The following is a 15,891-nucleotide window of genomic DNA, read 5'->3' on the forward strand; positions in this document are numbered from 1 at the left end:
AGGCCCCCGCGGCACAGTCCCGTCGGTCCGGCCGGGTGTGACATGCACCCGGCCGGGCCGGGGCCGGCTCGCACCACCCGGGGTCCTCCGGTAGTGTGTCTCCTGCTCTACGAGCAATGGAGGATTCGCATAGCGGCCTAGTGCGCACGCCTGGAACGCGTGTTGGGTGAAAGCCCTCGGGGGTTCAAATCCCCCATCCTCCGCCACAGGGAACGCCCCTGATCCGCCACGTCGCGGATCAGGGGCGTTCTGCATCCGCCGGTGGCACGATGAGCCCCATGGCACAGGAGTCCACGCCCCGCCGGCGCATCGCCGCCGCGGTCTCGCGCGAGGGCGAGGAGGCCTTCGTCGGCCGATGCCTGTCGATCCTCGGGGACGGCGGGATCGACGTGGAGCTGATCGAGGTGCTCGGCGGGAACTCCGCCGGCCCCGTCCTCGCCGGCAGATCGGACGGCCCCCGCGGGTACTGGGTGCGCACCTGGGCCCTGCGCGCCCTCCTCTACGCCTGGTCCGCTTCCGCGGAGTCGGCCGTGGTCGCGGCGACCGCCGACACGCACTGGCGGGCGCGGGAGATGGCCGCGAAGGTCCTCGCCGCCAGGGCGACCTCGCGCTGCGGCGCCGAGGCGGCGCTCGAGCGGCTCCGACAGGACGGGCATCCCCGCGTGCGCGCCGCGGCGGGGCGAGCGCTGGGTCGCCCCGGCTGATCGATTCGGCGCGGCGCTCCGTCCTCTCGGGGACGGAGCATTCCACGCCACGGATGAGATGAGATCGCAGTCGACGCAGGAACGTGGAGGTGCTGGAGGATGGCAGACGGAGCGGGGGCCTTTTCGATCGTCACCCCGGAGAGGGAGCTCGAACTCATGGGAACGGGCGCCACCGCGACCTTCCTGCTGGACAACGGGTTCGCGAACGCCGATCGTGAACCGCATTGGCATCTGCGGTGGTGCCTGGATCGTATGGAGGTGGGAGAGTCCATGGACGTCGGCTCCGCACATGTCGTCCGGGAGGCTCTCTACGACTGAGAAGCACCGACGTCGGCGTCGTCCGTGTCGTGCAGCCCGCCCCTCAGCGCTCCGGCAGGTCGTAGGTCCGCCGGATGCTCGAGCCGAGCTCCCGGATGTCGGCGCCGTAGACATGGATGGAGATCGCGGTGCCCTCCCCCGCGTTCCAGACCCGATGGAGGTCCCCGGGCGGGGCGAAGCCGTCGGCGCTGCCATTGGGGTTGGTCACCTCCGCAGTGCGCACGAGCCGCAGGCCGCCCTCCGGGGCCGGCATCTGGCCGTCGGCGAGGCGCACTTCGTCCCCAGCGGCGTCCTCGACCCGGTACCGGATCTCGGCCTCCTCGCCCTCGTAGACGCCCACCACGCACCAGGAGATGTGGTCGTGCACGGGAGTCTGCTGTCCAGGGAGCCATACCAGCGCGACGATCGAGAAGCTGCCGTCGGGCTCGACGTGGACGATGTTCTGCCGGTAGCGCTCGGGGTCCGCGACGCGGGCCTCCGCAGGCAGCAGGTCCGGCACGGCGAGGTGCCGCTCCAGGGTGCGGGTCACGCGCCGCGACGTCTCGGCGGCGTCGCCGCCGGGCGCGACCGCCTCGCGGATCTCGTCGATCAGACGCCGGAGGCAGGGCGGGGCGTCCTGCGGCGCACGATCTTCTGGCGCGCCTTCCGGTCGGACCGCCGAGGTCTCCTGCGCACTCATCGGCCCGTCCCTTCTCCGAGTGCGCCCCTGCGGGCAGGCGACGCACGTCCATCAGCGGTCTTCGACCAGGTTATCGAGCACCCGGCGTCGACCGCACGCTCGGCGAACCCCCGATGTCACGGGGGTGACGAGCGCGTGGACGGCGCCGGCAGCACCGCCGGTGCGTAGGAAGGCGCTCACCCGTCGGCCATGACCTCCCCGGCCGCGACTCCCTCGGCCGCGTCTACCCTGGGGCCATGGCGGAAGCATCCGGACACTCCCCGACCGCGGCCACCACCGCGGGAGCATCCGCGGCCACGGCCCCCGACGCCCTCCCCGAGAAGTACAACCGCGCTCTGTACACCGCGCACGTGGAGAACGTCGGCGGCACGGCGGGCGAGGTCCGCGTCGAGAACGGACCCACGCTGCCCACGGGCGGTCCGTCGGCCGATGCCACCGGCTCGAATCCCGAGCAGTTCCTCGCGATGGCGTGGAGCACGTGCCTGGGCGAGACCCTCAAGGCGGTGCTGCGCGAGCAGGGGATCGACGCCGCGACCCATGTGCACGTCGAGGTCAGCCTGCACTTCGACCCCTCGGGCGGCTACCGCTTCGCGCCGCGCGCCCTGGTGAGCATCGAGGACGTGGGCGAGGACGAGGCCCGCCATCTCGCGGAGGCCGCGCACGCGCGCTGCCCGGTCTCCCGACTCCTCGGCCGTGCCGATTCGGGTGCTCTCGAGGTCGTGCCGCCGCCCCGGGGCTGATCACCCTCGCGGCGGCCGACGAGGTCCGAGCCGCCGCAGGGGCGACGGAGGCTCAGGGGCGCGCGTCGAGGATCTGCTGGGCGCGCGCGAGAGCGACGTCGACCCCCGTACGGACCTCGGCGAGCCCCTGCGCGACGGGCAGCGCCCGCAGCTCGTCGGCGATGATCTCGACGCCCCAGAAGCCCGTCCAGCCCGCGTCGGTCATCGCCACCACGAAGGCCGCCATGTCGAGATCCCCGCGGCCCGGGAGGCAGCGCGGAGCGACGCCGCCGGCACCCACGGGCGCGTCACCGAGCTCGACCACGGCGACCGGGACGCCCTCCAGGAGCGCGGGCAGGAGCGTGAAGTCGTCGTCGCCGGATCTCGCGAGCTGGAAGATGTCCACGGCGAGCCCGGCACGCGGATGGCCCACGGCGCGGATGAGGTCGACCGCGTCGCCGAAGGTCGGCAGGTTGGTGTCCGCCATCGCCTCGAGGGCCAGGGTGACGCCGAAGGCGTCGGCGCGCTCGGCGACCCGGTGCAGATCCGCGGCGAAGGCCGCGGGGTCCGGCACCCCGGAGCGATCGGCGCCGAGGTGGCATGCGCCGATCTTCAGGGCGGGGGCTCCGAGCTGCGCCGCGGCCTCGAGGAAGTCGTCGAGCTGACGGTCCGAGGCCGCGCGAGCCGCGCCCTGTTCCCACCAGTCGCTGAGGAACTCGAGCTCGATGCGCTCGATGCCGGCGTCCTCAAGCTGTGCGCGCAGTCGGGGAAGACCGATCGTGTCGCGCAGCTCCACGAGATCGGCGTGCTGGATCCCCGCGCCTCGCCAGCCCGAGGCGGCGAGGGCCTCGATCCGCTCCGGGAGAGGCACGGGGCTGCGCTGATCCTCATCGCGGGGGCCGACGTCCCCCGCCCATGTCCAGCAGGAGGCCAGCAGGTCGTGGTGGGTGCTCATGGGTTCTCGCCTCTTCGCGGCGGCAGCGCTGCGATGCGCACTGCCATGGATGCGTACGAGTGTACAAAGGCCGCGTCCGCCACCGCCCGGCCGCTCGCATAGGGAACCGACAGCTCGCGTTCAGCGCCTGCCAGGCTGGGAGCGGTTATGTATATCCCAGGTGCTGACGGAGCGGCGAGCCACTGAGGAGAGGCTCCCGCCTGACCCGCAGCACCGGGGAAAGGGATGGCCCCGGCCCGTGGGGACGGGCCGGGGCGCTTTCTGTTCCGGGGGCGTGAGGCCCGGCCGGAGCCGTTCAACCCAGCGTCGCGGGGCGGTCCCAGGCGATGCCGCGGACGTGCTCGTCGAGGAACCCGAGGAACGTCTCGTACCAGACCTGCGCATTGCCGCGACCGGTGATCCAGTGACCCTCGTCGGGGAAGTAGAGGAACCGGTGGCGGGTGCGGCCCTGATCGTCGCGCGGCGTGGCGGAGAACTCGTGCAGGTCGTACCAGAGCGCGTGGCCCTGCGAGATCGGCACGCGGTAGTCCTTGTCGCCGTGGATCACGAGCATCGGCACCTGGATCTGGGCGACCGAGTCCTTGGGGTTGAAGCGCTGGTTCTGCTCGCGCATCGGCCGCTCCCAGCCGGCGTTGTCGGTGGTGCGGCCCATCGATGCCGTGTCCCACAGCGAGGCGTGGGTGACCACGCAGCGGAAGCGGTCGCCGGTGTGCCCGGCCACCCAGTTCGCCATGTACCCGCCGTAGGAGCCGCCCGCGAAGGCGGTGCGCTCGGCGTCGATGTCCGCGCGGGCGATCGTCGCGTCCGCGAGCGCCATGATGTCGGTGAACGGAGCGCCGCCGAGCTCGTGCTGGCCGCGGTCGATCATCTCCTGTCCGTAGCCAGTGGAGATCGCCGGGTCCGGCAGCAGCACGGCATAGCCCGCGTCGACGAAGGGACCGGGGTTCCAGCGGTAGGTCCAGGCGTTCCAGGATCCCCAGGGCCCGCCGTGCGCGAAGACGACCAGCGGGTGCGGGCCCTCGCCCGCGGGCAGACGCAGCCAGGCGCGCAGCGCCGTGCCGTCCTGGGCGGTGGCCGAGACCTCGGTGAGGGTGCCGGGCTGCCCGACGGCGTCGGCGGGGTTCGGCAGGTCCGTGATCTCGCCGCTCGCCAGGTCGATGCGCACGGGGTGCGGGGCGACGGCGATCCCGGAGGCCGAGGCGACGGCCGCACCGCCCGCGACGGCGAGCTGCGCGAAGGAGACCTCCTGGTCCGGTCCGCCGGCGAGTCGGCGAGGGGCGGCCTCGCCGGAGCCGCCGACCCACACGGATCCGCGTCCCTCGTCATCGCCCGCGCCCACGAGGGTATCCCCGTCGACCCAGGTGAGGTGGGGGTCCCGGTCCAGCTCGGGCCAGATCCCGCGGCTCTCGCCGGTGGCGAGGTCGAGCACCTCGGCGCGCGAGCGGGCGGAGGCGGTCTGTGTCCAGGTGCGCTCGCGCGAGATGAGCACGCGCGTCCCGTCGGGGCTGAACTCGCCGGGCCAGAACTCGATCTCGTTCGTGGCGTCGCGCAGCAGCAGCGGGGCATGCGTCCCCGTGAGGTCGAGCAGGTAGAGGCGGCCGACGCCCAGGCGTTCGTCGAGCGAGTCGGTCATCGCCGCGAGCGCGCGGCGTCCCTGCCGGTCCGCGCTCCACGCGCTCAGCCGCCCGGGCGGCATCTCCAGGTGCCGGAAGTGGAGGACCTGGCGGCGAGGGGCGTCGTCGTCATCGGCCGACGGGGACTGGTCGGCCGACGCACCCTGACCAGCCTGGGCGGTCGCCGTGGCGGAGAAGAGGTCCTCGGGGAGGGTCGCGACGGCGAGCACGCTGCGGGCGGGGCCCAGGTCGTGGTCCCAGTGGCGGGTCGGGAAGCCGTCATGAAGGGCGGCGCTGACCTCGGCCTTCTTGCGCTCGCGGGAGAGGCGTGCGTGCCCTGCCTCGTCGGACGCCTGTGAGTGGACGTCGATCTCGGCGACGAGCACGCCGTCGGCGAGGTGCAGTCCCCCGAAGCCGCCGGGACGGGAGGCGACCTCCCGGGCCTCTCCGCGCGGGGGCAGGGCCCAGAGCTGGGCGTCGTCGGCCTCCTCGCCGTCCTCCCCCACGCGCTGGGCGGTGAAGAGTGTGGTGCCGTCCTCGGCGAGGGCCACCGAGCCCACGGACGCGTTTCCCCGGGTCAGGGGAAGCACGGTGTCCTCGAGGAGCTCCACGAGCGAGCTGCGGAAGGAGGCGCCCTTCGCGTCCGGGGCCGAGACCTTCGCGACGATCCTCCCGCCCGGCGTCGTCTCCAGCCCCGCGAGGCGGCGGGCGTCCAGCAGTGCAGTGATGCTCCGATGCGTCATGGCCAGCAATCCTGCCAGAGCGGGTGCGCGCGCGGGCCCGGCCCGCCCTCGTGAGTACGCTCTGTGCTGACGCGGCACCTGGGTACGCTCTGGGCTGGAGTGCCGCACGCGCCACGAGGGGGAGCCATGACGCAGGGACCGGGATCGCCGCACGGACAGCAGCCACCGTCCGGGCTTCCGCACGAGCCCGGCGCCGCTCCTGCGACCCAGCCCGGACAACCCGCTCCGCCCCGTCGCCCCGTCGGCCCCTGGATCGTGGGGGTCTGCGGGTGCCTCGTGCTGCTTCTCATCGCGATCGGCGGCGGAGCGCTCGCCGTGATCCTCAGCCAGCGCGGGGATGACGTGGCGTCGGCGGATCCCTCGGCGACGTCCTCCTCCGACTCCTCCTCGAAGCCGCCGGAGACGCCTCCGCCGTTCACTCCGGCCGACCCCTACGAGAAGCTCACGCTGAGCGAGCAGGAGACGCGCGAGGTCCTGCAGACGAACCCGCTCACGCGCGGCACCCTGCCGACCGCGGACGAGTGCGACCTCCCGAAGCTCGCGGCGAAGCACAGCGACGAGGAGCTCGAGGCCTTCCTCAACGCCGGCGAGTCGTGCCTGACGCAGGTGTGGTCGACCGCGAGCTCGGACCGCTCGATGCCGTGGGCGACGCCGAGCATCGTGGTCTACAGCTGGCCCGACGTGCCGAAGTCCAGCTGCGACAAGGACACCTTCGAGCGCGACTACCCGCGCGTGTGCAACCTCGACAACACCATCTACTGGCCCGCCGACTACGACGCCTCCGATTCCAAGGACCCCGCCGAGGACTACCCCGCCCACCTGATGTGGGGGCTCGCCCTGGTGCAGCAGACGACGGTCATGTGGCAGTCCAGCATCGGCCTCTACTACCAGCACCTGGACGACGAGGCCGGCGACGACCAGAAGGCGCAGGACGAGGCGCACCGCCGCTACGTCCTGCAGAACCAGTGCATGGCGGCGGCGACCGTGATGCAGCTTCCCGACGGGGCCCGGCCGTCGGCCGCCCTGCAGAAGTCCGTGCTCGACGCTCCTGCGCGGAAGGACAACACCGACCCCACGATCTCCGAGGACTCGCAGGACGCCTGGATCCGCGCGGGCCTGGAGAGCGAGGGCGACCTCGGCGCCTGCAACTCCTGGACGGCCGAGTCCTCCGACGTGAGCTGAGCCGGTCGGCCGCGCGCCGCCGGCCGCGTGCCGCCGCGCGCCGCCGACCGTCGTCGGCGCCCCCTTCGATGTCGCCCAGTGAGACCTCAACGGCCATATGGGCTCGAGACCTCACGGAGAGACACCGAAGCGCACGCACACCCCGCCACCTCCACGACACGCCACCTCCACGCCACGCCACGCCATGCCATGCCCACAAGGCTCACCTGAACCCGCAGGTCAGCACCCCCGCTGTGTCCCACCATCCACCGTGCTTGCCGCCGCCTCCAAAGTAGTTTAATGTTGAACCATCTTCAGACGCAGAGCCCAGGAGGCCGTCATGCAGTTCGGAATCTTCACCATCGCGGACATCACGCCCGACCCCACCACGGGACGCGTGCCCACCGAGCACGAGCGCCTCGAGCTCATGGTCGAGGAGGCGAAGCTCGCCGAGCAGGTGGGCCTGGACGTCTTCGCGATCGGCGAGCACCACAACCCGCCCTTCGTCACCTCCTCCCCCACCACGACCCTCGCGTACATCGGCGCGCAGACGAAGGACCTCATCCTCTCGACCGCGACCACGCTGATCACCACGAACGACCCGGTGAAGATCGCCGAGGACTACGCGATGCTCCAGCACCTCACGAACGGCCGCGTGGATCTGGTGATGGGGCGCGGCAACACGGGCCCCGTCTACCCGTGGTTCGGCAAGGACATCCGCAAGGGCCTCGAGCTCGCGATCGAGAACTACGACCTGCTGCACCGCCTGTGGCGCGAGGACGTCGTGGACTGGCAGGGCGAGTTCCGCACCCCGCTGCAGCAGTTCACCTCGACCCCTCGCCCGCTCGACGGCGTGGCGCCCTTCGTGTGGCACGGCTCGATCCGCTCCCCGCAGATCGCCGAGCAGGCCGCCTACTACGGCGACGGGTTCCTGCACAACAACATCTTCTGGCCCATGAGCCACACGAAGCAGATGGTGCAGCTGTACCGCGAGCGCTATGAGCACTACGGCCACGGCAAGGCCTCGCAGGCGATCGTCGGGCTCGGCGGCCAGGCCTTCATGCGCAAGAACTCCCAGGACGCGATCGCGGAGTTCCGCCCCTACTTCGACAATGCGCCGGTCTACGGCGGCGGCCCCACGATGGAGGACTTCACGAAGCAGACGCCGCTGACCGTCGGCTCGCCCGAGCAGGTCGTCGAGCGCTACCTGGGCATGGCCGACGCCGTCGGCGACTACCAGCGCCAGCTGTTCCTCATGGACCACGCGGGCCTCCCCCGCCAGACCGTCCTCGAGCAGATCGAGCTGCTGGGCACCGAGGTCGTCCCCGTCCTGCGCCGCGAGCTCGAGGCGCGTCGCCCGGCCGACGTCTCCGAGGGGCCGACGCACGCCGCGATGGTCGCGGCGCGAGACGCCGAGAACGGCGCCTTCGATGCGTCGTACCGTTTCGAGACGGGCGACAACTGGACCGGTCTGCGCGCCGAGGACCGCGGCTGACGCGGACGGGCCGTCGCATCCCGTCGTCCGTCCACTCGTCGTCCGTCGCTCCGCCACCTCACCGAAGGAGGCCACCGTGCCCCGCGCCTACCGCGTCCTGACCCTCACTGCGGGCCTGTCGACCCCGAGCTCGACCCGCATGCTCGCCGACCAGCTCACGGCCGCCGCGCGCGTCGCGCTCGAGGCCTCGGGGGCCGAGGTCGAGGCCTCCACGATCGAGCTGCGCGAGCATGCCCATGACCTCACCGATGCCCTGCTCTCGCACTTCCCCGGCGAGCGCCTGCGCCCCGTGGTCCAGGCGATCAAGGAGGCCGACGCGGTGATCGCGGTGACCCCGATCTTCAACGTCGGCCCGTCGAGCCTGTTCAAGCTGCTCATCGACGCGCTCGACAAGGACCTGTGGCGCGGCAAGCCCGTGCTGCTCGGCGCGACCGCCGGGACGGCCCGCCACTCCCTGGCACTGGACTTCGCGATCCGGCCGATGTTCTCGTACCTGCGCGCGGAGATGGTGCCGACGGCCGTGTTCGCGGCCTCGGCCGACTTCGGCGGCGCCTCGGCCGCCGAGTCCTCGCAGGATCCGCTGGCCGAGAGGGCGCACCGCGCGGGCGGGGAGCTCGCCACGATGCTCGGCGCCGGGATCGGCGAGCATGGGAGCACCAGCGGCGGCTCGGACGAGGCTGCGAGCACGGCCGACAGCGCCTCCCGCGCCAGTGCGTCCGGCGGCTCACCTCTGGACCCCGAGTTCGAGGACTTCGTGCCAATGGACCGCCTGCTGGGCCACTGACCATCCGCCGACCCCTGCGGATCCGGGGCCCGTCGGCTGCACCCCTCAGCCCCGTCACCTCGGCCGACTCGGTCCCGTCGGCGCCGACCCGTCAGCCGAGCGGGCGGTCCTGACCGCTGCCGTCGACGTCGACGCGCCAGCCGCTGAGTCCGGGGAGCACGTGGTCGGCGAACCAGGAGCCGAGCCGCGCACGGAGGATCTCGAGCTGCTGCACGTGGGCGGGGTCGTCCGAGAGATCGCGCCGCTCCTGCGGGTCCTCGCGCAGGTCGTAGAGCTCCGTCGGGCCGTCGCGGCGCACCACGAGCTTCCAGCGCCGGGTGCGGATCATGCGGTTCGCGCCGTACTCGTCGTGGATGACGATCGGCTCGGCCTCCTCCCCGAGATCCTCGCCCGCGGGGGCCTTCGCGCCGTCCTCCTGCGCCGCCTCGGCGCACAGCCGCGACGCGACGGAGCGTCCGGCGCGCAGCGGGTCCTCGCGCGGCTCGACGCCCGCGAGCTCGGCGAGCGTCTCGAGCAGACTCGTAGCCGAGGTCGGCTCGTGATCGACCGCCCCGACGGAGATCCTCCCGGGCCAACGGGCGATGAAAGGGACGGCGATCGAGGGCTCCCAGAAGTTCAGCGGCCAGGTGCCGTTGCCCTTGCCCCAGATGCCGTGGTGGCCGCAGGAGAAGCCGTTGTCCGAGGTGAACACGACGATCGTGTCGTCGAGGACCCCGGCCTCCTCGAGCCGTGCCCTCAGTGCGTCGATGCTGCGGTCCACGCCGCTGAGTGCCGCGCAGTAGCCGGCGATCGACGGCCGCCGGTCCTCGATCACCGCGGGGAAGTTCTCGCGCACGAACCAGGGATGCCATTCGTCGCGCGGCACGGAGGGGAAGTCGGTGTCCGCATAGAGGTCCAGGAGATCCTCGGGGTGGTTCCCCGGGTCCCAGGGGTCGTGGGGCGCGGCCCAGCTGACCTGGAGGAAGAACGGCCGGTCGTCGTCGGCACCCTGCCCGATCGAGCCGTCCAGGAAGTCGACCGAGCGCTCGGTGATGGCCTCGGTGAGATAGCGCGGCTCGACGGTGGGGACGGCAGGAATCGCCGGCAGGCCGTCGGGCTCCTGCGCCCAGATCGGTGCCCCGTAGTAGGGGCCGCCGCCGAGCTGGTGGGCGTACCAGTACTCGAAGCCCTCGGCCGGGCAGTCCGAGGAGCCCACGTGCCACTTGCCGACCATCCCGCAGCGGTATCCGGCGCGGGAGAACATGGCACCAAGTGAATCGGCGCCCTCCGCGCGGGCGGGGAAGTCCGGGTCCACCGGGTGCTCCGGGCTTCCGGCGCGCGCGAGCGCCTCGGGGGCCAGCCAGTCGTGGATGCCGTGGGCCGAGGGCATCCTGCCGGTCATCAGGCTCGCGCGGGCCGGGGAGCACACCGGGGAGGCGCAGAAGAATCGGTCGAGCGTGGTCCCCTCGCGCTGCAGACGGTCCAGCGCGGGGGTGTGCAGCTCGGGCATCGACGAGCCGAGCGCCCACGCCCCCTGGTCGTCGGTCACCATCAGCAGCACGTTCGGGCGGCGACCGAGCCCGTGCCGGTTCCGCCTGTGCTCAGGGGTGCTCCGGGACATCGTCGTCGACCTCTCCGCGCGGGGCCGCTCCCCGCAGCTGCGCGCCCTCGCGTCGCCCGCACAGCTTAGACGGGACCGCATCGGTGCGCCCCCTCCTGGTGCGCGGATAGCCTGGTGCCCTTCGCGCGCCGACCAGGAGGATCCATGCACGCCGCTCGCCTCACCGACTCCCTCTGCTACCACGGCGAGGGCCCGATCTGGTCCGCGAGCTGGGGTGGGGCCGGCGCCCTGCGCTGGGTGGACATGCTCGCCGGGGAGTACCTGCAGCTGGATCCGCGCACCGGGGCGATCACCCGGACGGCGACCGGCAGCCCGGTGGTCGCCTGCGTGCGCCCCCGTCGCGGCGGCGGCGCCGTGCTCGCCCTCGAGAAGGGCTTCGGCCTGCAGGATCCTGACGGCACGATCACCGTCCTACCCTCACTGTGGGACGAGCCCGTGCGGATGAACGAGGGGGCCATCGCGCCCGACGGCACCTTCTGGTGCGGCTCCATGGCCTACGACCGCACCGAGGGAGCGGCCTCGATGTGGCGGCTCGGCACCGACGGCACGGCGATCCGCGCATGGGACGACGTCACGATCTCCAACGGGCTGGCGATGTCCCCCGACCACGCGCACGGGTACTACGTGGACACCCCCACCGGCCGCGTCGACGTCCTGGACTGGGACGAGACCGCGGGGTTCGTCGACCGACGTACCTTCCGCGACCTGGACGACGAGGACGGCCACCCCGACGGCCTCACCGTCGATGCCGGGGGCCGCGTGTGGGTCGCGATGAACGGCGCCGGCCGGGCCCTGTGCCTCGAGGCCGACGGCACCGTGGCCGAGCGCATCGAGGTGGGCGCCCGCCAGGTCACCGCCTGCACCTTCGGCGGCGAGGGCCTGACGACCCTGTACCTCACCACCAGCAGGGAGAACCTGCCCGAGGGCGAGGACCCCGCGGCAGGGTCCCTGTTCGCGGTCGAGCCGGGCGTCAGCGGAGTCGCCGAGGAGCTGGTGTTCGGTGGGTGAGGGCGTGATGCCATCGTCGGCCGATCACGAGCGCGGGACGACGGCCCCTTCAGTGGCATCCATGACCGACGCCGAGGTCGCCACCGCGCTCACCCGCGGCCCGCGAGGACTGCGGACGCTGCTCGAGTTCGCGCTGCGCAGCGAGCGTGCGGCGCAGCCCCACCCCCGTAAGATCGGTCGGCTCGACAAACTTGTGTACAACGCGGCCATGCGGCGTGAGGACAGCGTCCCCCACGCGTACGTCCGCAGGCTCCCGTTCCTCCGCTCCACGCTGGCGCCCCTGCCGCCCGAGCCCTCCCTCGAGGAGATCGCCGCCCTCATCGAGGCCCTCCCCCTGCTCGATCCCCTCGAGGACGTGCTCCGCTTGTGCGTCGCCGATGCGGTGACGACCGCGCGCTACTGGCAGGGAATGGCCGGTGAGGACGTGCTCGCCTCGACGCCCCCGGTGAGCCGCGCCCTCGAGAGGGTCGCGGAGCACCTTTCGCGCTCCCCACTCGTACACTCCTGGTTCTCGGGCATAGCCACGGATCATCAGCAGCGGATCACGTGGGACGAGGAGGAGCCCACCACGATGCATGACGGCCTCGGCTACGAGGCCAATGCGTTGCGCGACCTGCTGGGGCAGCGCGAGGAGTGGCGTGCAGATGTCCGCTCCGGCGGCACCAGCACCTGGTGGACCACCCCGCATTTCCGCATCGAGGGCACTGCAGGCGTGTTCGCCGACGGGGTCCCGATCCACCTGTGGCTCGTCGAGGACGACTTCGGATACGACCGCGCCCATGCGCAGCCCCTCGAAGACACACGCGGGCGAAAGGTCATGGAGATCCGTTCGGAGCAGGAGTGGACCCACCTCTGCCGCGAGCATCCCGTAGAACCCATGCAGGGTCGACGCGGGAACTGGCACGCGTGCACGGGCGCCGACGGCCCGTGGGTGATGCCGGACTGGGCATCGGTCGCGCGCACGGCGGACGGCGTCCATCTGAGCCTCGGTGCCTATCTTGATCTCGCAGGACGACCGCTCGAGGTTCGCGGCATCGAGGCGCCTCCCCCGCTTCGGAGCAGGGGCGATGCTCCCCGCACTGCGCTGTCCATCGTCGCCGGCTGGCACCCGGACACGACGTACTGGTTGCACGAGGCGCCGCGCCCCGCGGGTGCGCCCGAGGCCTGGCATCGGATCGATGTCGACGGCGCGCCCGGTGATCTCTCATGGACGCGCGATCGAGGTGCACGAGGATGACCGGCCGCCTCGATCCGACATACACAGGATCTCCCGACCCGGGTTCTGCAGGCCGCGCCGGCCCCGCCGCGGACGTCGGCCGCTGGTTCTCGACGGGCGCGCAGACCGCGAGCGTCGAGGCGCCCGTCGGCCCGCACGCTCCCTCGCCGAACGCACCCCGCACCCACGCCCGCGACCATCCCTGGGGCCCCTCGGACCCCTCGCTCTACGGCCGGCTGAGCACTCCCGAGCAGGTGCTCGCAGCCCTCGACGTGCTGCGGGGCGGTCCGGTCACCGTGCTGACCGGGGCCGGGCTGTCCACGGAGTCGGGGCTTCCCGACTATCGCGGGCCGCGCGCGGTGCCGCGCACCCCGATGACCTACCAGGAGTTCGTCCGCTCCGATCTGTCGCGGCGCCGGTACTGGGCGCGCTCGACCGTCGGCTGGACGCAGTTCGGCACCGCCCGGCCGAACCGCGGGCACCGCCTGCTCGCCGCGCTCGCCGCTCCGCTCGAGATCACGGGCGTGATCACCCAGAACGTCGACCGGCTGCACGAGGAGGCGGGGTCGGATCCGGTCGTCGACCTGCACGGACGCCTCGACGTGGTGCGCTGCCTGGACTGTGACAGGACCATCTCCCGCGACTCCCTGCACTCGCGCCTGCTGGGGATGAACCCCGACATCGCCGCACGCCTCGAGGACCTCGCCCGGGACGCCGCCCAGGCACCCGACGGCGACGCCGAGGTGGATCGCACGAGCCGCTTCCGCTACCCGCCGTGCTCACTGTGCGGCGGGATGCTCAAGCCCGACGTGGTGTTCTTCGGGGAGAGCGCACGGCGCGAGATGGTCGCCGACGCCTTCGCGCTGCTCGAGCGCTCGCGCGCCCTGCTCGTGCTCGGCTCGAGCCTCACCGTCATGTCCGGCCTGCGATTCGCCCGCCAAGCCCTCGCCGACGGCAAGCCCGTGGTGATCGTCAACGACGGCCCGACCCGGGCCGACGACCGCGCGACCGTCCGCGTCCACGGCCGCGTCGCCGACGTGCTGGGCGCCTGGGCTCTGGAGCTCGGGATGCCGAACCACCACCGACACGCGAGGAGACTCGATCCATGATCCGTCCCGGCCTCTGCTCCATCACCTTTCGCGGTCTCTCGCCGCATGAGGTCGCCGATCGCGCCGCGCACGCCGGCCTCGCCTGCATCGAATGGGGCGGAGACGTGCACGTCCCGCCCGGGGACACGGAGAGCGCCGAGCGGGTCCGGCTCGTCACCGAGCAGGCGGGGCTCTCCGTCGCGTCCTACGGCTCCTACCTTCGATTCGACGGCGACGAGGCCGCTCATCTCGAGAGCGCGGACGCGGTGCTCGCCTCCGCCCGCGCCCTGCGTGCACCACGGATCCGCGTGTGGGCGGGCGGCGCGGGCTCCCGTCAGACCTCGACCTCGCAGCGTGCCCTGACCGCCCGGCGCATCCGCGAGTTCGCGATGCGTGCGGGCGAGCACGGTATCGACCTCGGCCTCGAGTTCCACGGAGGGACGCTCACCGACGAGATCGGGTCGACCATGCGCCTGCTCGACGAGGTCGCCGCGGAGAACGTGCGCACGTACTGGCAGCCGCACCAGGACATGCCCGACGACGACGCCCTGCAGACGCTGCGCACCGCGCTGCCGCGCACGTCGACCATCCACGTGTTCTCGTGGTGGCCCGGCGCCACGCGACTGCCGCTCGCGGAGCGCGCGGACCTGTGGCGCGCGGCATTCTCGATCCTCGAGGACGAGGGCTCCGACCGCGACGCCCTGCTCGAGTTCGTCCCGGACGATGACCCCGCGGTGCTCGACCGCGAGGCGGCGACGCTCCGCGAGCTGATCGAGGAGGGACGGGCGAGCACCCCATGAAAGTCCTGCTCGCGATGCCCGATGGGCTGCAGCACCGCATGTTCGACCACGACCAGCTGGAGCGCCTCGCTGCGCTCGCGGATGTCGATGTCGACGTCGAGCGCACCGCACCCGACCTCTCCGCCCTCGACGATGCCGAGCTCTCCGCCGTCGACGTGCTCCTCACCGGCTGGGGCTCGCCGCTCGTCGACGCGGCGGCCCTCGCGCGCATGCCGCGGCTGCGCGCGATCGTGCACACCGCCGGCACCATCCGCTTCGTCGTCTCTCCGGGAGTGTGGGAGCGCGGAGACATCGTCGTCACCTCCGCGACCGAGGCGAACGCCGTGCCCGTCGCCGAGTTCGCCCTCGCGCAGATCCTTCTGGCCGGCAAGCGCACGCTGGCGCAGTCGGCCCGTCACCGGGAGGTGCGCGGCAAGCGCCGGGAGCCTCTGGTGGGTGAGCGCGTGGGGAACTTCCGCTCCGTCGTGGGTCTCATCGGCGCCTCGCGCATCGGCCGCCTCGTCGCCGAGCACCTGCGCCGCTTCGACCTCGAGGTGCTCGTCAGCGACCCCTTCGTGAGCGCCGAGGAGATCGCGGCGCTGGGCGGTCGCAAGGTCGAGCTCGACGAACTGTTCGCGGGCAGCGACGTAGTGAGCCTCCACGCCCCGGACGTCCCCTCCACCCAGGGCATGATCACGGCGCGACTTCTCGCCTCGATGCCCGACGGCGCGACGTTCGTGAACACGGCGCGGCCCGCCCTCGTGGATCGCGACGCGCTGCGCGCCGAGCTGCTCAGCGGGCGGATCAGCGCCGTGCTCGATGTCGAGGACGACCTCCCGGCCGACGACCCGCTGTGGGACGTGCCGACGGTGCTGATCACCCCGCACATCGCCGGTTCGCAGGGCAACGAGCTGCGCCGCATGGGCGAGTCCGCGCTCGAGGAGGTGCGCCGCCTCGCTGCGGGCGAGCCGCCGCGATTCCCCGTGGATCCGCAGCGGCTCGCCGTCAGCGCGTGAGCGTGCTCAGCCG

Annotated in this window: 15 protein-coding genes and 1 tRNA gene; 12 read left to right on the forward strand and 4 right to left on the reverse strand. The window is 72.4% G+C overall.

Features of this window, described 5'->3' with window-relative positions:
* Nucleotides 1–118: 118 nt before the first annotated feature.
* The 3 genes from ACFQ53_RS06925 (at nucleotide 119) to ACFQ53_RS06935 (ending at nucleotide 1,022) form a co-directional block, all read left to right on the forward strand.
* Nucleotides 119–206: transfer RNA gene (locus tag ACFQ53_RS06925), tRNA-Ser, on the forward strand.
* A 72-nt stretch (nucleotides 207–278) separates the two neighbouring features.
* The gene (locus ACFQ53_RS06930; protein WP_377857257.1) at nucleotides 279–704 is read left to right on the forward strand and encodes a HEAT repeat domain-containing protein; all 426 of its coding nucleotides are present in this window, start codon (nucleotides 279–281) and stop codon (nucleotides 702–704) included.
* 99 nt (nucleotides 705–803) lie between these two features.
* Nucleotides 804–1,022, forward strand: a complete 219-nt coding sequence (locus tag ACFQ53_RS06935; protein WP_377857260.1) for a hypothetical protein — start codon at nucleotides 804–806, stop codon at nucleotides 1,020–1,022.
* Between the two features lie 43 nt (nucleotides 1,023–1,065).
* Here the strand turns inward: ACFQ53_RS06935 and ACFQ53_RS06940 are convergent, their stop codons facing one another.
* Nucleotides 1,066–1,701, reverse strand: a complete 636-nt coding sequence (locus ACFQ53_RS06940) for a hypothetical protein (RefSeq protein ID WP_377857263.1) — start codon at nucleotides 1,699–1,701, stop codon at nucleotides 1,066–1,068.
* 236 nt (nucleotides 1,702–1,937) lie between these two features.
* Between ACFQ53_RS06940 and ACFQ53_RS06945 the strand changes: the two genes are divergently transcribed.
* Nucleotides 1,938–2,441, forward strand: a complete 504-nt coding sequence (locus tag ACFQ53_RS06945; protein WP_377857266.1) for an OsmC family protein — start codon at nucleotides 1,938–1,940, stop codon at nucleotides 2,439–2,441.
* 52 nt (nucleotides 2,442–2,493) lie between these two features.
* Here ACFQ53_RS06945 and ACFQ53_RS06950 read toward each other — a convergent pair whose 3' ends face one another.
* A complete protein-coding gene (locus tag ACFQ53_RS06950; protein WP_377857269.1) occupies nucleotides 2,494–3,375 on the reverse strand; it encodes a sugar phosphate isomerase/epimerase family protein in 882 nt (293 codons plus the stop codon).
* A 295-nt stretch (nucleotides 3,376–3,670) separates the two neighbouring features.
* On the reverse strand, nucleotides 3,671–5,731 hold the full coding sequence (locus ACFQ53_RS06955; protein ID WP_377857271.1) for an alpha/beta fold hydrolase: 2,061 nt from the start codon (nucleotides 5,729–5,731) through the stop codon (nucleotides 3,671–3,673).
* A 276-nt stretch (nucleotides 5,732–6,007) separates the two neighbouring features.
* On the opposite strand from ACFQ53_RS06955, the gene ACFQ53_RS06960 reads away from it, so the two are divergent.
* The 3 genes from ACFQ53_RS06960 to ACFQ53_RS06970 all read left to right on the forward strand — a co-directional run bounded on the left by ACFQ53_RS06960 (nucleotide 6,008) and on the right by ACFQ53_RS06970 (nucleotide 9,171).
* Nucleotides 6,008–6,913, forward strand: coding sequence for a hypothetical protein (locus tag ACFQ53_RS06960; RefSeq protein WP_377857274.1), 906 nt, complete (start codon nucleotides 6,008–6,010; stop codon nucleotides 6,911–6,913).
* Nucleotides 6,914–7,232: 319 nt separating this feature from the next.
* Nucleotides 7,233–8,387: an LLM class flavin-dependent oxidoreductase gene (locus ACFQ53_RS06965; RefSeq protein WP_377857277.1), complete on the forward strand. Its 1,155-nt coding sequence runs from the start codon at nucleotides 7,233–7,235 to the stop codon at nucleotides 8,385–8,387.
* Nucleotides 8,388–8,463: 76 nt separating this feature from the next.
* Nucleotides 8,464–9,171 (forward strand): CE1759 family FMN reductase, encoded by a 708-nt coding sequence (locus ACFQ53_RS06970; RefSeq protein ID WP_377857280.1) that lies wholly within the window; start codon nucleotides 8,464–8,466, stop codon nucleotides 9,169–9,171.
* Nucleotides 9,172–9,262: 91 nt separating this feature from the next.
* On the opposite strand, the gene ACFQ53_RS06975 is transcribed toward ACFQ53_RS06970, so the two are convergent.
* Entirely contained in the window at nucleotides 9,263–10,771 is a 1,509-nt protein-coding gene (locus tag ACFQ53_RS06975) for a sulfatase-like hydrolase/transferase (protein WP_377857283.1), read from the reverse strand.
* 144 nt (nucleotides 10,772–10,915) lie between these two features.
* Here ACFQ53_RS06975 and ACFQ53_RS06980 point away from each other — a divergent pair, with 144 nt between their 5' ends.
* The 5 genes from ACFQ53_RS06980 to ACFQ53_RS07000 all read left to right on the forward strand — a co-directional run bounded on the left by ACFQ53_RS06980 (nucleotide 10,916) and on the right by ACFQ53_RS07000 (nucleotide 15,878).
* Nucleotides 10,916–11,779, forward strand: a complete 864-nt coding sequence (locus ACFQ53_RS06980; protein ID WP_377857286.1) for an SMP-30/gluconolactonase/LRE family protein — start codon at nucleotides 10,916–10,918, stop codon at nucleotides 11,777–11,779.
* 61 nt (nucleotides 11,780–11,840) lie between these two features.
* Nucleotides 11,841–13,016 (forward strand): hypothetical protein, encoded by a 1,176-nt coding sequence (locus ACFQ53_RS06985; RefSeq protein ID WP_377857289.1) that lies wholly within the window; start codon nucleotides 11,841–11,843, stop codon nucleotides 13,014–13,016.
* Nucleotides 13,013–14,104, forward strand: coding sequence for a Sir2 family NAD-dependent protein deacetylase (locus tag ACFQ53_RS06990; RefSeq protein WP_377857292.1), 1,092 nt, complete (start codon nucleotides 13,013–13,015; stop codon nucleotides 14,102–14,104). Before ACFQ53_RS06985 ends, ACFQ53_RS06990 begins: the two co-directional genes overlap by 4 nt.
* Nucleotides 14,101–14,883 (forward strand): sugar phosphate isomerase/epimerase family protein, encoded by a 783-nt coding sequence (locus ACFQ53_RS06995; protein WP_377857295.1) that lies wholly within the window; start codon nucleotides 14,101–14,103, stop codon nucleotides 14,881–14,883. The genes ACFQ53_RS06990 and ACFQ53_RS06995 overlap by 4 nt, the downstream gene beginning before the upstream one ends.
* Entirely contained in the window at nucleotides 14,880–15,878 is a 999-nt protein-coding gene (locus ACFQ53_RS07000) for a hydroxyacid dehydrogenase (protein ID WP_377857298.1), read from the forward strand. Before ACFQ53_RS06995 ends, ACFQ53_RS07000 begins: the two co-directional genes overlap by 4 nt.
* Nucleotides 15,879–15,891: the final 13 nt, after the last annotated feature.

Origin of the sequence: Brachybacterium sp. NPDC056505 (assembly GCF_042794925.1) — a bacterium.
Lineage (GTDB): Bacteria > Actinomycetota > Actinomycetes > Actinomycetales > Dermabacteraceae > Brachybacterium > Brachybacterium kimchii.